33 protein-coding genes are annotated in these 18192 nt (G+C 62.5%); all 33 read right to left on the bottom strand.

The genetic code is table 11. From position 1 onward, the window contains the following. Positions 1-65: 65 nt before the first annotated feature. On the bottom strand, positions 66-656 hold the full coding sequence (locus FBT96_RS15075; protein ID WP_136908054.1) for an acyl-homoserine-lactone synthase: 591 nt from the start codon (positions 654-656) through the stop codon (positions 66-68). 49 nt (positions 657-705) lie between these two features. After that, entirely contained in the window at positions 706-1317 is a 612-nt protein-coding gene (locus tag FBT96_RS15070; protein ID WP_013066073.1) for an autoinducer binding domain-containing protein, read from the bottom strand. 180 nt (positions 1318-1497) lie between these two features. Beyond that, positions 1498-1917: a 50S ribosomal protein L17 gene (gene rplQ / locus FBT96_RS15065; RefSeq protein ID WP_055211939.1), complete on the bottom strand. Its 420-nt coding sequence runs from the start codon at positions 1915-1917 to the stop codon at positions 1498-1500. 132 nt (positions 1918-2049) lie between these two features. Then, on the bottom strand, positions 2050-3066 hold the full coding sequence (locus FBT96_RS15060; protein WP_031323655.1) for a DNA-directed RNA polymerase subunit alpha: 1017 nt from the start codon (positions 3064-3066) through the stop codon (positions 2050-2052). Between the two features lie 118 nt (positions 3067-3184). Beyond that, on the bottom strand, positions 3185-3574 hold the full coding sequence (gene rpsK, locus FBT96_RS15055; protein WP_013066070.1) for a 30S ribosomal protein S11: 390 nt from the start codon (positions 3572-3574) through the stop codon (positions 3185-3187). Between the two features lie 15 nt (positions 3575-3589). Beyond that, positions 3590-3958: a 30S ribosomal protein S13 gene (gene rpsM / locus FBT96_RS15050; RefSeq protein ID WP_136908052.1), complete on the bottom strand. Its 369-nt coding sequence runs from the start codon at positions 3956-3958 to the stop codon at positions 3590-3592. A 178-nt stretch (positions 3959-4136) separates the two neighbouring features. Beyond that, positions 4137-4790 carry an adenylate kinase gene (locus FBT96_RS15045; protein ID WP_136908050.1) on the bottom strand — a complete coding sequence of 218 codons (654 nt, stop codon included), beginning with the start codon at positions 4788-4790 and terminating at the stop codon, positions 4137-4139. A gap of 11 nt (positions 4791-4801) precedes the next feature. Next, the gene (gene secY / locus FBT96_RS15040; RefSeq protein WP_136908048.1) at positions 4802-6172 is read right to left on the bottom strand and encodes a preprotein translocase subunit SecY; all 1371 of its coding nucleotides are present in this window, start codon (positions 6170-6172) and stop codon (positions 4802-4804) included. A 103-nt stretch (positions 6173-6275) separates the two neighbouring features. Then, entirely contained in the window at positions 6276-6746 is a 471-nt protein-coding gene (gene rplO, locus FBT96_RS15035) for a 50S ribosomal protein L15 (protein ID WP_136908046.1), read from the bottom strand. A 145-nt stretch (positions 6747-6891) separates the two neighbouring features. Next, entirely contained in the window at positions 6892-7314 is a 423-nt protein-coding gene (locus tag FBT96_RS15030) for a hypothetical protein (RefSeq protein WP_169583493.1), read from the bottom strand. A 70-nt stretch (positions 7315-7384) separates the two neighbouring features. Beyond that, a complete protein-coding gene (locus FBT96_RS15025) occupies positions 7385-7720 on the bottom strand; it encodes a ribonuclease E inhibitor RraB (RefSeq protein WP_136908042.1) in 336 nt (111 codons plus the stop codon). An 85-nt stretch (positions 7721-7805) separates the two neighbouring features. Beyond that, a complete protein-coding gene (rpmD, locus tag FBT96_RS15020; RefSeq protein WP_055211951.1) occupies positions 7806-7997 on the bottom strand; it encodes a 50S ribosomal protein L30 in 192 nt (63 codons plus the stop codon). Positions 7998-8009: 12 nt separating this feature from the next. After that, on the bottom strand, positions 8010-8570 hold the full coding sequence (gene rpsE / locus FBT96_RS15015; protein WP_074553108.1) for a 30S ribosomal protein S5: 561 nt from the start codon (positions 8568-8570) through the stop codon (positions 8010-8012). A 115-nt stretch (positions 8571-8685) separates the two neighbouring features. Further along, positions 8686-9045 (bottom strand): 50S ribosomal protein L18, encoded by a 360-nt coding sequence (rplR, locus tag FBT96_RS15010; RefSeq protein WP_136908040.1) that lies wholly within the window; start codon positions 9043-9045, stop codon positions 8686-8688. 11 nt (positions 9046-9056) lie between these two features. Then, a complete protein-coding gene (rplF, locus tag FBT96_RS15005; protein WP_136908038.1) occupies positions 9057-9590 on the bottom strand; it encodes a 50S ribosomal protein L6 in 534 nt (177 codons plus the stop codon). Between the two features lie 10 nt (positions 9591-9600). Further along, positions 9601-9999 carry a 30S ribosomal protein S8 gene (gene rpsH / locus FBT96_RS15000; RefSeq protein WP_013066059.1) on the bottom strand — a complete coding sequence of 133 codons (399 nt, stop codon included), beginning with the start codon at positions 9997-9999 and terminating at the stop codon, positions 9601-9603. 12 nt (positions 10000-10011) lie between these two features. Beyond that, entirely contained in the window at positions 10012-10317 is a 306-nt protein-coding gene (gene rpsN / locus FBT96_RS14995; RefSeq protein ID WP_136908036.1) for a 30S ribosomal protein S14, read from the bottom strand. A 15-nt stretch (positions 10318-10332) separates the two neighbouring features. After that, positions 10333-10890: a 50S ribosomal protein L5 gene (rplE, locus tag FBT96_RS14990; protein ID WP_136908034.1), complete on the bottom strand. Its 558-nt coding sequence runs from the start codon at positions 10888-10890 to the stop codon at positions 10333-10335. Continuing rightward, the gene (gene rplX / locus FBT96_RS14985) at positions 10890-11198 is read right to left on the bottom strand and encodes a 50S ribosomal protein L24 (protein WP_136908032.1); all 309 of its coding nucleotides are present in this window, start codon (positions 11196-11198) and stop codon (positions 10890-10892) included. Before rplX ends, rplE begins: the two co-directional genes overlap by 1 nt. Continuing rightward, a complete protein-coding gene (rplN, locus tag FBT96_RS14980) occupies positions 11198-11566 on the bottom strand; it encodes a 50S ribosomal protein L14 (RefSeq protein ID WP_013066055.1) in 369 nt (122 codons plus the stop codon). Before rplN ends, rplX begins: the two co-directional genes overlap by 1 nt. A 90-nt stretch (positions 11567-11656) precedes the next feature. Further along, the gene (gene rpsQ / locus FBT96_RS14975) at positions 11657-11890 is read right to left on the bottom strand and encodes a 30S ribosomal protein S17 (RefSeq protein ID WP_055211962.1); all 234 of its coding nucleotides are present in this window, start codon (positions 11888-11890) and stop codon (positions 11657-11659) included. Between the two features lie 11 nt (positions 11891-11901). Beyond that, positions 11902-12102: a 50S ribosomal protein L29 gene (gene rpmC / locus FBT96_RS14970; RefSeq protein ID WP_055211964.1), complete on the bottom strand. Its 201-nt coding sequence runs from the start codon at positions 12100-12102 to the stop codon at positions 11902-11904. A gap of 177 nt (positions 12103-12279) precedes the next feature. Then, on the bottom strand, positions 12280-12930 hold the full coding sequence (locus FBT96_RS14965; protein WP_169583491.1) for a BUD32 family EKC/KEOPS complex subunit: 651 nt from the start codon (positions 12928-12930) through the stop codon (positions 12280-12282). A gap of 176 nt (positions 12931-13106) precedes the next feature. Further along, the gene (gene rplP / locus FBT96_RS14960; RefSeq protein ID WP_055211968.1) at positions 13107-13520 is read right to left on the bottom strand and encodes a 50S ribosomal protein L16; all 414 of its coding nucleotides are present in this window, start codon (positions 13518-13520) and stop codon (positions 13107-13109) included. 13 nt (positions 13521-13533) lie between these two features. After that, complete coding sequence (gene rpsC / locus FBT96_RS14955) at positions 13534-14250, bottom strand: 30S ribosomal protein S3 (RefSeq protein ID WP_013066050.1); 717 nt, start codon at positions 14248-14250, stop codon at positions 13534-13536. Next, the gene (gene rplV / locus FBT96_RS14950) at positions 14250-14630 is read right to left on the bottom strand and encodes a 50S ribosomal protein L22 (protein ID WP_013066049.1); all 381 of its coding nucleotides are present in this window, start codon (positions 14628-14630) and stop codon (positions 14250-14252) included. Before rplV ends, rpsC begins: the two co-directional genes overlap by 1 nt. Before the next feature lie 5 nt (positions 14631-14635). Beyond that, positions 14636-14914: a 30S ribosomal protein S19 gene (gene rpsS / locus FBT96_RS14945; protein ID WP_055211973.1), complete on the bottom strand. Its 279-nt coding sequence runs from the start codon at positions 14912-14914 to the stop codon at positions 14636-14638. A 3-nt stretch (positions 14915-14917) separates the two neighbouring features. Beyond that, a complete protein-coding gene (gene rplB, locus FBT96_RS14940) occupies positions 14918-15757 on the bottom strand; it encodes a 50S ribosomal protein L2 (protein WP_136908028.1) in 840 nt (279 codons plus the stop codon). 143 nt (positions 15758-15900) lie between these two features. Then, positions 15901-16197, bottom strand: a complete 297-nt coding sequence (locus FBT96_RS14935) for a 50S ribosomal protein L23 (RefSeq protein ID WP_055211977.1) — start codon at positions 16195-16197, stop codon at positions 15901-15903. Continuing rightward, positions 16194-16814 carry a 50S ribosomal protein L4 gene (gene rplD / locus FBT96_RS14930; RefSeq protein ID WP_136908026.1) on the bottom strand — a complete coding sequence of 207 codons (621 nt, stop codon included), beginning with the start codon at positions 16812-16814 and terminating at the stop codon, positions 16194-16196. The genes FBT96_RS14935 and rplD overlap by 4 nt, the downstream gene beginning before the upstream one ends. Next, positions 16811-17530, bottom strand: a complete 720-nt coding sequence (rplC, locus tag FBT96_RS14925; RefSeq protein WP_136908024.1) for a 50S ribosomal protein L3 — start codon at positions 17528-17530, stop codon at positions 16811-16813. Before rplC ends, rplD begins: the two co-directional genes overlap by 4 nt. Positions 17531-17541: 11 nt before the next feature. Further along, positions 17542-17850 carry a 30S ribosomal protein S10 gene (gene rpsJ, locus FBT96_RS14920; RefSeq protein WP_013066043.1) on the bottom strand — a complete coding sequence of 103 codons (309 nt, stop codon included), beginning with the start codon at positions 17848-17850 and terminating at the stop codon, positions 17542-17544. 183 nt (positions 17851-18033) lie between these two features. Then, positions 18034-18192: EF-Tu C-terminal domain-related protein (locus tag FBT96_RS14915; protein ID WP_455769546.1), on the bottom strand; the 159-nt coding region annotated here is incomplete at its 5' end.

Genomic DNA, 18192 nt, shown 5'->3' with positions numbered 1-18192 from the left:
TAGCCCCGCCTGCTTCGCGGCGGAAGGGGCGATTGGCGGGGCCGCCACCGGGCTTTACCCGCGGATCAGTGCAGCTTCGCCATCAGGTCGATCGAGACGCATTGGTAATCGCCATCGCCGATGAACATCACCGGCCCGATCGCCTGCGCGACCAGCCCGCAGCGGCGATACCAGCGCGGCCAGCTTGCCGCACTGATCGCCAGAAGCCGCGTCGCGCCCTGATCGCGCGCCGAGCGCACCATCGCCTCGACCAGCTCGAAATGCACCCTGCGACGGGCCTGCATCGGGATGTCATGCGACACGAACACGCGCGAGCTTTCCCAGACCTGCGGATCGACAGGTGCGGGGTCCCAAAGCAGCTCTTGCGGGATCGATCCGCCCAAAGTGCCCTTCTGGGCATCGCGAATCATGTAGCTGTAAATGCCGCAACTCGCGGTGGAGGGGGTCAGGCGGACCCCGGCGTGGACCTGACCGTCGTCATGCACCGCGATCCAGCGGCTTTGCGGCGTGTCATATTGGTCGAACTCCATGCCAAGAGCTTCGGAAAGCTCCCAACGGTTCTGGACGATGAAACTTTGCCGCCGTGCGCGAAAGATATTGGCGAAAAGCTCGCCATGGTTGTGCATGTTGGCAAAGGAAAGTGTGGTGGTCTGCATCGGTCTACTCCGGGTTGGGAAACGGCCCGGAAGTGACCGCTGCGAGGACCTACAGCAGCCGGTACTCCTTCGCTCTCTGGATTGCTTCGGCCGTGGTTCTGGCCATCAGACGCTCGCGCGCCGACAGAAGACGCGCCTTGAACGCAGACTGCGTGATGCCAAGCTTCGCAGCAGCAGCAGCATGTCGATCCCCGGCAGCGATGCACCGCAGGGCCTCGATCTGGGCCTTGGTCAGGCCCTCCGGCGGCTGCGCCAAATCATGCAGACGCCGGATCTGTTGCGAGATCAGATCGATCTCGTCGTCCCGGAACTCACGGTCCCGCAGGGTGAAAGAGGCAATCGTACGCGAGGTCACCGGACCGCAGGACACGGTCACCCCGTAATTGAGCCCGAACCGCCGCGCCTCGCCCAGGATGTTGAACGGGTCCGGCAAGGTGAATTCGCTCCACCGGCAGGCGCCCTCCTCGGAGAAGCCCCAGGCGATCGTCGGATCGCGCAGGGCATAGGCCTGCCGGGTGTAGTGATCTGTCCAAGCTTCGGGATAGGTCTGGAATTGCATGATCGGCGCGGCAAAACGGATATGCAGACCGATGAAATATCCATCCGTCGCGACGCGACCGATTTCCCGCAGACACTTGTTGATTTCGGTGTGAATGGACATGTCTTTTTAGACAGGTGCTACAGGAAAAGATCAACCGGGAATTGCTGCCCTGCGCGGGCTTTTGCTGCAATCCGCGGCGCTCGAAGCAGGATTCTGCTCTCATTCTACCGCGGGTTGCACGCTTGCGGCAAAAGAAAACCCGCCGTTTCGGGCGGGTTTCCGTCTTTCCTTGCGGAAAGCTTATTCGTCGGCCGCTTCGAAAGCCGCTTCACGGGCCTTGTCAGCCGCGCCCTTCGCCGAGACATCGCGCTCGACGAATTCGATGAAGGCCATCGGCGCCATGTCGCCATAGCGGAAACCGGCTTTCAGGACGCGGGTGTAGCCGCCCTGACGGTCCTTGTAGCGGGGCCCGAGCACTTCGAAGAGCTTGGCCACGTCCTTGTCCTGCTTCAGCATGGCAGCCGCCTGACGACGGGCATGCAGATCGCCGCGCTTGGCCAGCGTGATCAGCTTTTCGATGATCGGACGCAGTTCCTTGGCTTTCGGCAGGGTGGTCTTGATCTGTTCGTGTTCGATGAGCGAGCCGCACATGTTGGCGAACAGCGCCTTGCGGTGTTCGTGGGTGCGGTTCAGACGGCGGTAGCCGCGAGCGTGACGCATGGGTCTCTCCTTAGCGTATTTTACTTTGTGTTGCGCCCCGTGCGTGCGGGGGGCTTCGTTGGGGCATCATGCCCAGGGTTCCCCGGCTGACCGGGCATTGTCGGGGGGCGGTCGCCCACCCCCCGGAATTTCTCAGAACTGGTCTTCGAAGCGCTTGGCGAGGTCTTCGATGTTCTCCGGCGGCCAATCCTCGACTTCCATGCCGAGGTGCAGCCCCATCGAGGAGAGCACTTCCTTGATCTCGTTCAGCGACTTGCGGCCGAAGTTCGGGGTGCGCAGCATCTCGGCTTCGGTTTTCTGGATCAGATCGCCGATATAGACGATGTTGTCGTTCTTCAGGCAGTTCGCCGAGCGGACCGACAGTTCCAGCTCGTCCACTTTCTTCAGCAGCAGCGGGTTGAACTCGAGCCCGTCGTCGGCATCGGTCTTCGAGGCCGATTCCGGCTCTTCGAAGTTCACGAAGATCGATAGCTGGTCCTGCAGGATGCGGGCGGCATAGGCCACCGCGTCCTCGGGCGTCAGCGAGCCGTCGGTCTCGATCTTCATCGTCAGCTTGTCATAGTCGAGCACCTGGCCCTCGCGGGTCGGTTGCACGTCATAGGCGACCTTCTTCACCGGCGAATAGATCGCATCGATCGGGATCAGCCCGATCGGCGCATCTTCCGGACGGTTCTTGTCGGCGGCCACATAGCCCTTGCCGGTATTCACGGTCAGCTCCATGAACACGTCGGCGCCGTCGTCGAGGTGGCAGATCACGTGATCCTTGTTCAGGACCTCGATGCCCATCGATTCCGAGATGTCGGCGCCGGTCACGACGCGCGGCCCCTTGGCCGAGATCGAGAGCCGCTTCGGCCCCTCGACGTCCATCTTGAGCGAGATGCCCTTGAGGTTCAGGATGATGTCGGTGACGTCTTCCCGCACGCCGGCGACCGAGGAAAACTCGTGCAGCACGTTGTCGATCTGCACCGAGGTGATCGCCGCGCCTTGCAGCGAGCTCATCAGAACGCGGCGCAGCGCGTTGCCCAGCGTCAGACCGAAGCCGCGTTCCAGCGGTTCCGCGATGACGGTGGCTTGACGTTGGGGATCATTGCCCGGCTTGATTTCAAGCTGCGTCGGCTTGATCAACTCGGCCCAATTCTTGTGGATCATGCGCTCTGCCTCCATTCTTGTTCCGGACCCATGTCCCTTGCCCGGAACGCCCGAGGAAAAAACGAAACTGACCGGGCCGCGCGGAAACACCCCGCACGGCCCGGCTTAATACAGATACTCAGACGCGGCGGCGCTTGGGCGGACGGCAGCCGTTGTGGGCGATCGGCGTCACATCACGGATCGAGGTGATGTTGAGGCCAACCGCGGCCAGCGCGCGCAGCGCCGATTCGCGGCCCGAACCCGGGCCCTGCACTTCGACGTCGACGGTTTTCAGGCCGTGTTCCTGCGCCTTGCGGGCAGCGTCTTCGGCGGCCATCTGCGCGGCATAGGGGGTCGATTTGCGCGAACCCTTGAAGCCCATCGTGCCCGAGGACGACCACGAAATGGCGTTGCCCTGCACGTCCGAGATCAGGATCTTGGTGTTGTTGAACGACGAGTTCACATGCACCACACCAGCGGCGATGTTCTTGCGTTCCTTGCGTTTGACGCGAGTCTTGTCACGAGCCATGTGCTACCCCTCCCCTTATTTCTTCTTGCCGGCGATCGGTTTCGCCGGGCCCTTGCGGGTACGGGCGTTGGTGTGGGTGCGCTGGCCGCGAACCGGCAGGTTCTTGCGGTGACGCAGGCCACGGTAGCAACCAAGGTCCATCAGACGCTTGATGTTCATCGAGACTTCACGGCGCAGGTCACCTTCGACGGTGAAATGCGCGTCGATGTATTCGCGGATGGCGAGCACTTCGGCGTCGGTCAGTTCGTTCACCCGGCGGGCTTCGGCGATGCCGACGGCGTCCACGATCTGTTTCGCGAACATCGGGCCGATCCCGTGGATGTATTGAAGAGCGATCGGGACGCGTTTCCCGGTCGGAATGTTGACGCCAGCAATACGTGCCAAAGCGTGCTTCCTTTCGTTGCGGTTCCGTGGTGCCAGAACCTTTTTTCACAACTTGTCCGAAAAAGTTTCTTCCGGACGGCTTAACGCCCGAACCTCCGGCATCCGGAGATTCGGGCGATTCTCATGCGAGACACCGCGACCTAGAGGGTATTTCCGCGCAGGTCAAGCCGTAACCGCCTCAGCCCTGCTGATCAAGGATCGCCGCGACCGAGGCCGCCACCTCGTCGATCTCGGCCAGACCATCAACGCCGAACAGATCGCCCGCGTGATAGTAATAGCCGATCAGCGGCGAGGTCTTCTTGTAATATTCCATCAGCCGGATGCGCAGGCTGTCGGCATTGTCGTCGGCGCGGCGGCGCAGGTCGGTCGAACCGCAGGCGTCGCAGGTGCCCGCAACCTTCACCGGCTTCGTCGTGTCATGATAGACCTCGCCGCACTTGCCGCAGGTGTAGCGCCCGGAGATCCGGTCCACCAGCGCCTCGTCATCGACGCGCATCTCGATCACCGCATCCAGCTTCTGGCCGATCTTCGCCAGAAGCCGCCCCAGCGCATCCGCCTGCGGCAGCGTGCGGGGGAAGCCGTCGAAGATGAAGCCTTCGCCGTGACCGGAGGACAGCTTTTCCTCGATCAGGCCGATGACGATCTCATCCGTCACCAGCTCGCCGCGGTCCATCACCTCGGCGACTTTCTTGCCCATCTCGGTGCCCGAGGTCTTGGCCTCGCGCAGCATGTCCCCGGTGGACAGCTGCACCATGCCGCGTTCCTCGACCAGCTTGCGGGCCTGGGTGCCCTTGCCTGCGCCGGGCGGTCCCAGCAGGATGATATTGGCCATGCTTTCCTCCCTCAGCGCCGCGTGGGCGCCTTCTTCGTGGCCGATTTGCGTTTGCCGCGCAACTGAGACCGCTCGATGAGCCCCTCGTATTGATGCGCCAGAAGATGCGACTGAACCTGGTTGATCGTGTCCATCGTCACCGAGACCACGATCAGCACCGAAGTCCCGCCGAAGTAGAACGGAACGCCCAGTTCCGTCTGCAGGATCGTGGGCAGCAGGCAAACCAGCGCCAGATAGGCAGAGCCGATCACCAAGATGCGGGCCACGACATAGTCGAGGTAGTCTTCGGTCTTCTTGCCGGGACGGATGCCCGGAATGAAGCCGCCCTGATTCTTCAGGTTGTCCGCCACTTCGTCGGATTTGAAGGTGACGTTCGCGGTGTAGAAATAGGCGAAGAAGACGATCATCCCGGCGTAGAAGGCGAGATAAAGCGGTTGCCCCGGGCCGAAATAAGCCAGGATCGTCGACATGATCGGGCCGGTGTTGTCGCCCGAGAAGGTCGAGATCGTCGTCGGCAGCAAGAGCAGCGAGGAGGCGAAGATCGCCGGGATCACGCCCGCCGGGTTCACCTTGATCGGCAGATGCGAAGAGCTGCCGTCATAGATCTTCATGCCGACCTGACGGCGGGGATATTGAATGTGGATCTTGCGCAGCGCCCGTTCCATGAAGACGACAAAGGCGATGACCGCGATCATCATCACCAGCACGCCGATGGTGACGGGGATCGAGCTGTTGCCCGCCGCCCGGCCCTGCGCGAAGAACGAGGCCGCCGCCGCCGGGATTTCCGCGACGATGCCGACGAAGATGATCAGCGAGACGCCGTTGCCGATGCCGCGCGCGGTGATCTGCTCGCCCAGCCACATCAGGAACATCGTGCCGCCGACCAGCGTCACCACGACCGAGACGATGAAGAACAGATGCGGCACCGCATCGGTCGCCATGCCGCCGTTGTAAAGGCTGGTGGCCAGACCCCAGGCCTGGAAGGTCGCCAGCGCCACCGTCGAATAGCGGGTGATCTGGTTGATCTTCTTGCGGCCTTGCTCGCCTTCCTTCTTCATCTGTTCCAGCGCGGGCACCAGCGCCGTCATCAGCTGCACGATGATCGAGGCCGAGATATAGGGCATGATGCCAAGCGCGAAGACGCCCATCCGCCCCAGCGCGCCGCCGGTGAACATCGACAGCATGCCGCCGATCCCCTGCGAGGCCCGCTCCATGAAGTCGCGCAGCGCGTCGGCGTCGATGCCGGGCACCGGAATGTAGGTGCCGAGCCGGTAGATGATCAGCAGCCCGATGGTGAAGAAGATGCGCGCCCTGAGGTCGGTGGCCTTGCCGAAGGCCGACCAGCTCAGGTTCGCCGCCATTTGCTCTGCAGCAGATGCCATGCCCGTCTCTTTCATGCGAGAAGCGCCGCCAGACCGTTCCCCGGTCGGCGGCGCCTGGAAAACTGTTGCCTATGTAAGCGGGCCAAGGCCCGTTCACAACCGATTATTCGGCGGCGGCCGCAGCAACGGTCAGCGTGCCACCGGCTTTCGCGACGGCGTCAACGGCCGCGGCGGAAGCGCCGGTCACGATCAGCGTGACCTTGGTGGTGATTTCACCCTTGGCGAGAATGCGGATGCCGTCGCGCTTGCGCGAGGTCAGGCCCGCCGCAACCAGCGCGTCTTCGGTGATCGCCACCGAGGCATCAAGCTTGCCAAGGCCGATGAATTTCTCGATCAGGCCGAGGTTGACGACGGCGAAGGCCTTGCGGTTCGGCTTGTTGAAGCCGCGCTTCGGCAGACGCCGGTAAAGCGGCATCTGACCGCCTTCGTAGCCGCCCAGAGCGACGCCCGAACGCGATTTCTGGCCTTTGATCCCGCGGCCAGCGGTTTTGCCCTTGCCCGAACCCGGACCGCGCGCAACGCGTTTGGATTTCTTGGCAGCGCCCGCGTTGTCGCGGATTTCATGAAGTTTCATGTCGCTTCTCCTTTACCGGAAGATGCCCCCGGAAGCGAAACCGGGGCACACACGGCGTTTGTTGTTGATTCTGTGGCTTGGCCACCGGGGGCGTATAGCGGCAGGGGGGCAGTGGGGTCAATACGCTTACTGTCCGTGACGTACTTCAGGTCGGCCGCCAACTAAGATAGACACTAATGACTCCAAGAAGCAACCCGAGCATCCCGAGGACAAAGGAGATTACGGCAAGAATCGCCGAAATGCGAAGCTGAGGGTCATTGTTAGTCACATACCAGACAATTTTGCCAAACAAACCGCACCGCGTCACTTCAAGTTCAACGCGATCACCAACAGAGAGCCCGAGATTGGAGCGATCCGTCAACTCAAGGCCAAGCTTGTCGTCAGAAGCCTTTTTCCTCCCAATCACCTCGGCGTAGATGTACCTACCAGTTGTTGTCGTGAGACAAACGATATCATGCGGTTCGGCGCCATCGCGGAAGTTCTTCGCTATGAGAACTTGCTTTCGCCGCACCCGATCATGATCAGTTTTTTCAATTTCGAATTCAAAGCAACTCCCCATAAGCACCATTCCTACGAAATTGGGTCGCACGTAGCGCGACCTGAACATCCCAAATGGGAAAGATAGCACCTTTGATCCCTCACTCTTCCTCGAAGAACCCCCAACCGTCGGCGATGAACCCGTAGATCGCGGCCATCAGGGTCAGCTTTTCTTCCTCGGCCCAGAGGGTCTCGAAGGTGAGCAGCACCGGACCGGTGGTGATCTCGAGGCAATCCTCGTCGTCCTCGTCATCGGCCTCATACCATTCGACCGTGTAGCCCGCGGCCTCGGCGGCCTCGGTGAAGCCGTCCCAGTCGGCCTTCGGCTCGTCGGTGACGAACTGGAAGTTGATGCAGGCCTTCTCGGGCAGCGATTCCATCGACTGGATCTCGCGAAACACCTGTTCCGTCTCGGCTTTCTGCTGCTTCAGGTCCATGATCGCCTCCTTGGTTGCCCCATCGTCCTAAACGAAAAACGCCCCGGGGGATACCCGGGGCGTTTTCAATCTTGCCGAAGGACGCTCAGCCGCGCTCTTCGATGATCTTCACAAGATGCGCGATCTTGTTCACCATGCCGCGGACGGCCGGAGTGTCTTCCAGCTCACGGGTGCGGCGGATCTTGTTCAGGCCCAGACCTTTGAGGGTCGCGGTCTGGATGGCCGGACGACGGGCGGCCGAGGCCACCTGTTGCACGACGATGGTTTTCTTCGCCATCTTTCACACTCCTCAGGCTTCGGCCGACGCGTCAGCGGCGGTCTTCGGCAGGATGTCGGCCACTTTCTTGCCACGACGCGCCGCGACGTTGCGGGGCGAGGCTTCCAGTTTCAGACCGTCGATGGTGGCGCGGATCATGTTGTAGGGGTTTTGCGACCCGATCGATTTCGCGACCACGTCCTGAACGCCCAGCATCTCGAAGACAGCGCGCATCGGACCACCGGCGATGATCCCGGTCCCGGCCGGAGCCGTCCGCATCACCACCTTGCCCGCGCCGTGACGGCCTTCGATGTCATGGTGCAGGGTGCGGCCATCGCGCAGCGGCACGCGAACGAGCGAGCGTTTCGCCTGTTCGGTCGCCTTGCGGATCGCTTCCGGCACTTCCTTCGCCTTGCCCTTGCCGAAGCCGACGCGACCACGCTGGTCACCGACCACGACGAGCGCGGCGAAGCCGAAGCGTTTCCCACCCTTCACGGTTTTCGACACGCGGTTGATCGCAACCAGACGATCGGCGAATTCCGGGGTCTCTTCGCGCTCGGCGCGACGCTCCCGGCGGTTTTCACGTTCTGCCATCAGGCATTCCTTTCGTGAATGGCGTGGGTCCACGCCGTTAGGTCCAATCCAGGTGGGCGGCCCCAAAGGAACCGCCCCCGGATCATCGGGAGGGCTGCAAAGCCCCCCACCAGGCTCAGAACTTCAGACCGCCTTCGCGGGCTGCGTCGGCCAGAGCCTTGATCTTCCCGTGGAACAGGAAGCCGCCACGGTCGAAGTAGCAGGTTTCGACACCGGCTTTTTTCGCCCGTTCGGCGATCGCGGCACCGATCTTGGTGGCCGCTTCGACGTTGTTCTTGCCCACGCAGCCAAACTCTTTTTCCAGAGTCGACGCCGCAGCAATCGTCACGCCTTTGACATCGTCGATCAGCTGGACGCTGATGTTCTTCGACGAGCGATGCACCGACAGACGGGCGCGGCCATTGGCCATCGCCTTCAGTTTGTTCCGGACGCGCAGGCGGCGTTTGAGGAACAGCTCTCTCTTCTTGTTCGCCATTTTCGCGCCCCTTACTTCTTCTTGCCTTCCTTGCGGAAGATGAACTCGCCCTTGTAGCGGATCCCTTTGCCCTTGTAGGGCTCGGGCTTGCGCCACTCGCGGATGTTCGCGGCCACCTGGCCGACCAGTTGCTGGTCGATGCCTTCGATGGTGATCTCGGTCTGCTTCGGGGTGGCGATGGTGACACCGGCCGGGGCCTCGAAGTTGACTTCGTGCGAATAACCAAGCGAGAGCTTCAGAACATTGCCCTGCATCGCGGCGCGGTAACCCACGCCTTGAATTTCAAGCTCTTTCTTGAAGCCGGTGGAGACGCCGATGGCGAGGTTCTCGATCATCGAACGCACCATGCCCCATTGCTGGCGGGCACGTTTGGAGGTGCCGCGCGGGGTCACAGTGACGGTCGAGCCGTCGAGAGCAACCGTCACGTCGTCGGTGGCGGTGAAGCTGCGGGTGCCTTTCGGCCCCTTCACTTCGATGGTCTGACCCGAGAGCGTCGCGCTGACGCCTTTGGGCATTTCGACCGGTTTCTTGCCGATACGAGACATGCTTCCCTCCTTAGAACACGGTGCAGAGCACTTCACCGCCAACATTGGCAGTGCGTGCGGCCGCGTCCGTCATGACGCCTTTCGGCGTGGAGACGATCGAAACACCGAGGCCGTTGCGGACCGACGGGATTTCCTTGACCGAAGCATAGACCCGGCGGCCCGGCTTCGACACGCGATGGATTTCGCGGATCACCGGGGTGCCTTCGAAGTACTTCAGGCTGATCTCGAGCTCCGGATGGCCGTCGGTCGAGGTCGTTTTCTCATAGCCACGGATGTAGCCTTCCGACGCAAGCACATCGAGCACCCAGGCGCGCAGTTTCGACGCCGGGGTTTTCACGGTGGACTTGCCGCGCAGTTGCGCGTTGCGGATGCGGGTCAGCATATCGCCGAGGGGATCGTTCATGGACATTCCCGGTCTCCCTTACCAGCTCGACTTCACCATGCCGGGGATCTGGCCGAACGAGGCCAGGTCACGCAGCATGATCCGCGAGAGTTTGAGCTTACGGTAGTAAGCATGCGGACGGCCGGTCAGCTGGCACCGATTGTGCAGCCGGGTCGCCGACGAGTTGCGGGGCAGTTCCGCCAGTTTCAGAGTCGCCTTGAAGCGCTCTTCCATCGGGCGGGACTGATCTTCGATGATCGCCTTGAGCGAGGCGCGCTTGGTGGCGAATTGCTTCACCAGCTTGGCGCGCTTCACTTCGCGTTCAACCATGGATTTCTTGGCCATAAATTCTCTCCGCGATCAGGCGTTGAAAGGCATGTTGAAGGCTTTCAACAGCGCCTTCGCTTCGGCATCGACGTCGGTCGAGGTGCAGATGATGATGTCCATCCCCAGCACTTCGTCGACCTTGTCGAAATCGATCTCCGGGAACACGATATGTTCCTTGAGACCCATCGCAAAGTTGCCGCGGCCATCGAACGACGGTTTCACACCGCGGAAGTCGCGCACGCGCGGCAGGGCGATGTTGATCAGACGGTCGAGGAATTCATACATCCGGTCACCGCGCAGGGTCACCTTGCAGCCCAGCGGCATCTCTTCACGGACGCGGAACCCGGCGATCGAGTTCTTGGCCTTGGTGATGACAGCCTTCTGACCGGCGATGAGCGTCAGCTCCTCGGCGGCTTGCTTGACTTTCTTGGTGTCCTTGACGGCTTCGCCAACGCCCATGTTCAGAACGACTTTTTCGATCTTGGGGATCTGCATGTCGTTCTTGTAGGCGAATTGCTCTTTCATCGCCGCGCGGATCGACGCGGCGTAGAGCGCCTTCAGACGCGGGGTATAGGTGGCTTGGTCGAGCATCAGATCGCCTCCCCGGTGGACTTGGCAAAACGGACCTTGCTGCCATCGGCTTCGATGCGGAAGCCGACGCGGGTCGCCTTGCCGTTCGCGTCGATCAGCGAGAGGTTCGACAGGTCGATCGGCATCGCCTTCGGCGTGCGGCCGCCCTGAGCGGTCGCGGTCTGGCGCTGATGGCGGATCGCCATGTTCACGCCGTCGACGATCGCCTTGTTGTCCTTGGGCATGACAGCGGTGATTTCACCTTGCTTGCCCTTGTCCTTGCCGGTCAGCACGACGACCTTGTCGCCCTTGCGGAGTTTCGCAGCCATCACAGCACCTCCGGCGCAAGCGAGATGATCTTCATGAAGTTCTTCGCGCGCAGTTCGCGAACGACCGGCCCGAAGATACGGGTGCCGACCGGTTCGCCCTGGTTGTTCAGGATGACGGCGGCGTTGCGGTCGAAGCGGATGGCGGTGCCATCTTCGCGACGGACTTCCTTGGCGGTGCGAACGACGACGGCCTTGCGGACGTCCCCTTTCTTCACGCGGCCTTTCGGAATCGCTTCCTTGACCGACACCACGATGATGTCGCCCACGGATGCGTAACGGCGGTGCGAACCGCCCAGAACCTTGATGCACTGAACTCGGCGAGCGCCGGAGTTGTCAGCGACATCCAGATTGGTCTGCATCTGGATCATGTTGTTACTCCCGACCTTTGGGAACGCCTATGCAGGTAGACGTCCCAGGGTTTCGATGAACTGTGCGTTCATCGCCGGGCCCGAGTTTCCTCAGGCCTCGACGACGACCGTCCAGCGTTTCGTCTTCGAGATCGGCGCACATTCCTCGATGCGGACGCTGTCGCCGGTCTTGAATTGGTTCAGCGCGTCATGCGCGCGGTATTTCTTCGATTTCCGCACCGTTTTTTGCAGCAGCGGATGCTTGAAGCGGCGTTCCACGAGGACAGTGATCGTCTGATCGTTCTTGTCCGAGGTCACGACCCCTTGAAGGATACGTTTGGGCATCGGAAGTCTCCTTACTTCGCGGCTTCAGCAGCTTTTTGGGTCAGCACCGTTTTGACACGGGCAACGTCACGACGGACGGCGCGCATGCGGGCGGTGTTTTCCAGCTGGTTGGTGGCGGCCTGGAAGCGGAGGTTGAAGGCTTCCTTTTTCAGCGCGACAAGCGCGTCGCGAAGCTCGTCAGGCGTCTTCGCCTTGAGATCTTGGGCTTTCATCCCAGGGTTCCTTGTCTGGCACCGGAAGGCCCCGCTTGGGTGCGTGATGCACACTTGGGGTGACCCGTGGTCCGGTGGGTTATGTCAGCCACGGCCGATTCCCGAAGGGACCGGCGCGCGGATGCCGCTGCCTACAGGAAAGCGCCCCGCGGGGCAAGCCCCGAATGCGGGCCAGCCTCAGCGCGGCTCGGCAAACAGCGCCATGAGCGGGGCGATGGCGCGGAAGTCGCGCTTGTGCCGCAACGGCCGGGTCAGCCACGCCACCATCGTCAAAGCCGGGCGCAAGAGCCGCATCCGCCGCACCGCCGCGGGCCAGATCCCCTTGGTGTCGGCGGCGCGGTAAGCGTCGCGGGCGGCCAGCACCGCGGCATCGATCCGGCCGGTCTCGGCGCACAGATCGAAGAAGAAGAGCAGCAGATCCCAGACATGGCCGCCGGGCGTGTTGTGGCGCGGCCGGTATTTCTCCAGATCGATGAAGGTGATCTGCCCGTCCTTCCAGCAGATGTCGCACAGGTTCGGCCGGCCGTGGCTGTAGCCCGCCCCATGCAGCCGCGCCAGCGCAGTGGCCCCGGCCAGCAGCGCGCGGCGCACCTCGGGCGCCTCGGACCCGCTCGCGCGCAGAAGGCTGCGCAAGGTCGGCCCGGCGTCGGCCAGAACGAAATGATCCGGCCCCTCGGCCAGCACCTTCGGAAACGGCAGATGCGCGTCCTGCAGGCTCAGATAGGCCCGGCGTTCCGCCTCGAACAGCCGCCGCGGGTCGCCCTTTTGCAGCCGCAGCCGCAGCCCGACCTGCTCGACGCGCTTCACCCATCCGGCTTGCCCGGACACGACGGTTCTTTCGATACGCCCCGCAGACATCTTCCCTCCAGGCCAGAGACCCAGCATCCGGCAAGCGCCCTTGTCCTGCAAGGGCGGTCTGTCATCCGGCTGTCACATTGCAGCGAGCGGCAAAGCAAAACCCCCGCCGTTTCGGGCGGGGGTTTCGATCTCGAACCGGGGAAGACTTACCAGTCTTCGCGGGCCACGATGCGGGTCATCACCGGCAGCTTGTTCGCGCCAAGGCGCAGGGCCTCGCGGGCGATCGCATCCGGCACGCCGTCGATCTCGAACATGATGCGGCCCGGTTTCACCTTGCACGCCCAGTAATCGACCGAGCCTTTGCCTTTACCCATCCGAACCTCGGTGGGTTTCGACGAGACCGGAACATCCGGGAACACGCGGATCCAGACACGGCCCTGACGCTTCATGTGACGGGTGATCGCGCGGCGAGCCGCTTCGATCTGACGCGCCGTCACACGCTCCGGTTCGGTCGCCTTGAGAGCGAACGAGCCGAAGTTCAGGTTGAAGCCGCCTTTGGCTTCGCCGTGGATGCGGCCCTTGTGCTGTTTGCGGAATTTCGTCCGTTTCGGTTGCAGCATTTCAAGTCACTCCTCAGCGAGCGTCGCGGTCGCGACGCGGACCGCGCGGAGCCGGGCCGTCTTGGGCTTCGGCGGCCTTGCGGTCACGGGCCTGCGGATCATGTTCCATGATCTCGCCTTTGAAGATCCAGACCTTGACGCCGATGATCCCATAGGGGGTCATGGCCTCGTCCAGCGCGTAGTCGATGTCGGCACGCAGGGTGTGCAGCGGCACGCGGCCTTCACGGTACCATTCGGTCCGGGCGATCTCGGCGCCACCAAGGCGGCCCGAAACGTTGACCCGGATGCCAAGGGCACCCATCCGCATCGCGTTCTGCACGGCGCGCTTCATCGCCCGGCGGAACGACACCCGACGCTCGAGCTGCTGGCAGATCGACTCGGCCACCAGCTGCGAATCGAGTTCCGGCTTGCGGACTTCGACGATGTTCAGGTGCAGTTCCGACGCGGTGAAATTCGCCAGCTTCTTGCGCAGGGTCTCGATATCGGCGCCTTTTTTGCCGATGATGACACCCGGACGCGCGGCGTGGATCGTGACGCGGCACTTCTTGTGCGGACGTTCGATGATCACGCGGGCGATGCCGGCTTGCTTCGCCTCTTCATGGATGAACTCGCGCATGCGCAGGTCTTCCAGAAGCAGGTTGCCGTAGTCTTTCGATTCGGCGAACCAGCGGCTGTCCCAGGTACGGTTGACCTGAAGACGCATCCCGATGGGGTTGACCTTCTGACCCATTACGCGCGCTCCTCGACCTGACGCACCTTGATGGTGATTTCCGAAAACGGCTTCATGATCTTGCCGAACCGGCCACGCGCCCGCGGACGGCCACGCTTCATCACGAGGTTCTTGCCGACCCAGGCTTCGGCAACCACCAGGTTGTCGACGTCAAGGCCGTGGTTGTTTTCGGCGTTCGCGATCGCCGATTGCAGGCATTTGCGCACGTCCTCGGCGATCCGCTTCTTCGAGAAGGTCAGATCGGCCAGAGCCTTCTCGACCTTCTTGCCACGGATCAGCGCGGCGACGAGGTTCAGTTTCTGCGGCGAGGTGCGCAGCATCTTCGCTTTCGCGAAGGCTTCGTTGTCCGCCACGCGGCGCGGATTTTGTTCCTTACCCATGGCGATTACTTCCTCTTCGCTTTCTTGTCGGCGGCGTGACCGTAGTAGGTCCGGGTCGGCGAATATTCACCGAACTTCTGGCCGATCATTTCCTCGGTGACGTTCACCGGGATATGTTTCTGGCCGTTGTAGACGCCAAAGGTGAGGCCGACGAACTGCGGCAGGATGGTGGAACGACGCGACCAGATCTTGATGACGTCCGATTTGCCCGAAGCCCGAGCCTTTTCCGCTTTCTTGAGCAGATAGGCGTCGACGAAGGGGCCTTTCCAGAGAGAACGTGCCATAGGTTAGCGACCCTTCTTCTTGGCGTGACGCGACCGCAGAATGTACTTGTCGGTCTGCTTGTTCGACCGGGTCTTCTTGCCCTTGGTGTCCTTGCCCCACGGCGTCACCGGGGTCCGGCCACCCGAGGTCCGGCCTTCACCACCACCGTGCGGGTGGTCGATCGGGTTCATCGCAACACCGCGAACGGTCGGGCGGATGCCCATGTGGCGACGACGCCCGGCTTTCCCGAGGTTCTGGTTGCTATGGTCGGCGTTCGACACGGCACCGATGGTCGCCATGCATTCCTGACGCACAAGACGCAGCTCGCCCGACGACAGGCGGATCTGGGCGTAGCCCCCGTCCCGGCCGACGAACTGGGCGTAGGTCCCGGCCGCGCGCGCCAGCTGGCCGCCCTTGCCCGGTTTCAGTTCCACGTTGTGCACGATCGTGCCGATCGGCATGCCCGAGAAGGGCATCGCGTTGCCCGGCTTGATGTCCTGTTTCGCGCCCGCGATGACGGTGTCACCGACAGCAAGACGCTGCGGCGCGAGGATGTAGGCCAGTTCGCCGTCGGTGTATTTCACCAGCGCGATGAAGGCGGTGCGGTTCGGGTCATATTCGATCCGTTCGACCGTGGCGGCGACGTCGAATTTGCGACGTTTGAAGTCGACGATCCGGTAGAGACGCTTCGCGCCGCCACCCTTGTGCCACATCGTGATGCGTCCGGTGTTGTTCCGGCCGCCCGTCTTGGTCAGACCCTCGGTGAGGGCTTTGACGGGGCGACCTTTCCAAAGCTCCGAACGGTCGATCAGAACCAGTCCACGCTGGCCAGGCGTCGTCGGCTTATACGACTTGAGTGCCATGCTCTCTGTCTTCCGTTGCTTTGGACCTGTCAGGTCCGTTTCGTATGGGGCGCCGTAGCTCCCCGCTCACGTTTTCAGTCGCCTGAAAAGCAAAACTCTGCGGGCCGGGAAGTCCCCGGCCCGAGAGATTCGTGCGGCTTCTATCAGAGGCCGGTCGAGACGTCGATGGTGTTTCCGGCCTCGAGCGTCACATAGGCTTTCTTCACGTCCGAGCGCACGCCGGGGCGGCCCTTGAAACGCTTGGTCTTGCCTTTGGTGATGGTGGTGTTGACCGCCTTCACCTTGACGCCGAAGAGCGCTTCCACGGCTTCCTTGATGGCGGGTTTGGTCGCCGTCTTGGTCACCTGGAAGACGACCGCACCAGCCTCGGAGGCCATGGTGGCCTTCTCGGTGATGATCGGCTTCACGATCACGTCGTAATGTTCGGGTTTCGCGCTCATTTCAGGCGAGCCTCCAGAGCTTCGACACCCGCCTTCGTGATCACGAGCGTGTCACGCTTCAGGATGTCATAGACGTTGGCGCCCATGGTCGGCAGCACGTCGATGCCGTCGAGGTTGCGCGCCGCCAGAGCGAAGTTCTCGTTGACCGAGGCGCCGTCGATGACCAGGACCTTTTTCCAGCCCAGTTCCTTCGCGGCTTTCGCCAGAAGGGCGGTTTTCGCTTCGGCCATGTCGGCCGCTTCGATCACCACGAGATGGCCCGATTTCGCCTTGGCCGAGAGCGCATGGCGCAGGCCGAGGGCACGGAACTTCTTGGTCAGGTCATGGGCGTGCGACCGCGGGGTCGGGCCCTTGTAGACGCCACCGTGACGGAAGATCGGCGCCTTCTTGGACCCGTGACGCGCGCCACCGGTGCCTTTTTGGCGGTAGATCTTCTTCGTCGAGTAGCTGACGTCCGACTTGCCCAGCGTCGAGTGGGTGCCAGCCTGCGACTTCGCACGCTGCCAGCGCACGACGCGGTGCAGGATGTCGGCACGCGGCTCGAGGCCGAACAGCGCTTCGTCCAGCTCGATCGAGCCGGCGGTGCCGCCGTCAAGCTTGATCACATCGAGTTTCATGCTTCACCCCCTTCGACCGAGACTTGTTCGGCCGGAGCGCTCGCGCCTTTCAGCGCGGCGGGCAGCGGCAGATCGGCCGGAGCGGCTTTCTTCACCGCGTCCTTGATCGTGACCCAGCCGCCCTTGGCGCCCGGAACCGACCCTTTGACCATGATCAGGCCACGGGCGGCATCGGTGCGGACGACTTGCAGGTTCTGCGTGGTGACACGCACGGCCCCAAGATGGCCAGCCATCTTCTTGCCCTTGAACACCTTGCCCGGATCCTGGCACTGACCCGTCGAGCCGTGCGAGCGGTGCGAGACCGACACACCGTGCGACGCGCGCAGACCACCGAAGTTGTGACGCTTCATCGCACCGGCAAAGCCCTTACCGATCGAGGTGCCGGCGATGTCGACATGCTGACCGGCAAGGTAATGCTCGGCCGAGATCTCGGCGCCGACGTCGATCAGGTTTTCCGGCGAAACGCGGAACTCCGCCAGCTTGCGCTTGGGCGCCACGTTCGCTTTCGCGAAATGGCCGCGCATCGCAGCGGTGGTGCGCTTGGCTTTCGCCTCGCCCGCACCGAGTTGCACCGCGGTGTAGCCGTCGGTGTCAACGGTGCGCTGCGCGACAACCTGCAGGTTGTCCAGCAGCAGCACGGTCACCGGAACCTGCTTGCCGTCTTCGAGGAACAGCCGGGTCATGCCCAGCTTCTTGGCGATAACACCAGAACGCATGTGCCCGCTCCTCAGACTTTGATCTCGACGTCCACGCCAGCCGCGAGGTCGAGCTTCATCAGCGCGTCCACGGTTTGCGGGGTCGGATCGACGATGTCGAGAAGACGCTTGTGCGTGCGGATTTCCCACTGGTCGCGCGACTTCTTGTCGATGTGCGGACCACGGAGAACCGTGAATTTCTCGATTTTGTTGGGCAGCGGGATCGGCCCGCGGACCTGTGCACCCGTACGCTTCGCGGTGTTCACGATTTCCTGGGTGCTGGCATCCAGCACGCGGTAATCGAACGCCTTGAGCCGGATGCGAATGTTTTGACCAGACATGCAGTCTTCCCTTTTCGCAGGGCTTTCAAGTTGAGAGGCAGACACCGCCGAATGCGACGCCTGCATCGAACCGTAATCTTGGCAGATCAGGCCGGTGCCCTACGGGAGCCCCCCGAGTCTGTCAAGTGCAAAAGGAGCGCCTTGCGGCGCTCCTTCCGATTTCGTTCAAAAAGACCGGCGGTCTTACTTGATGATCTTCGACACGACGCCGGCGCCGACGGTGCGGCCGCCTTCGCGGATCGCGAAGCGCAGCTTTTCTTCCATCGCGATCGGCGCGATCAGCTCGACTTCGAACTTCAGGTTGTCGCCCGGCATCACCATCTCGGTGCCTTCCGGCAGCTT

Source organism: Rhodobacter capsulatus (assembly GCF_005144475.1).
Lineage (GTDB): Bacteria > Pseudomonadota > Alphaproteobacteria > Rhodobacterales > Rhodobacteraceae > Rhodobacter > Rhodobacter capsulatus_C.
Note: the sequence above shows the minus strand (reverse complement) of the source record. Positions and strands in the feature narration are given on the sequence as shown.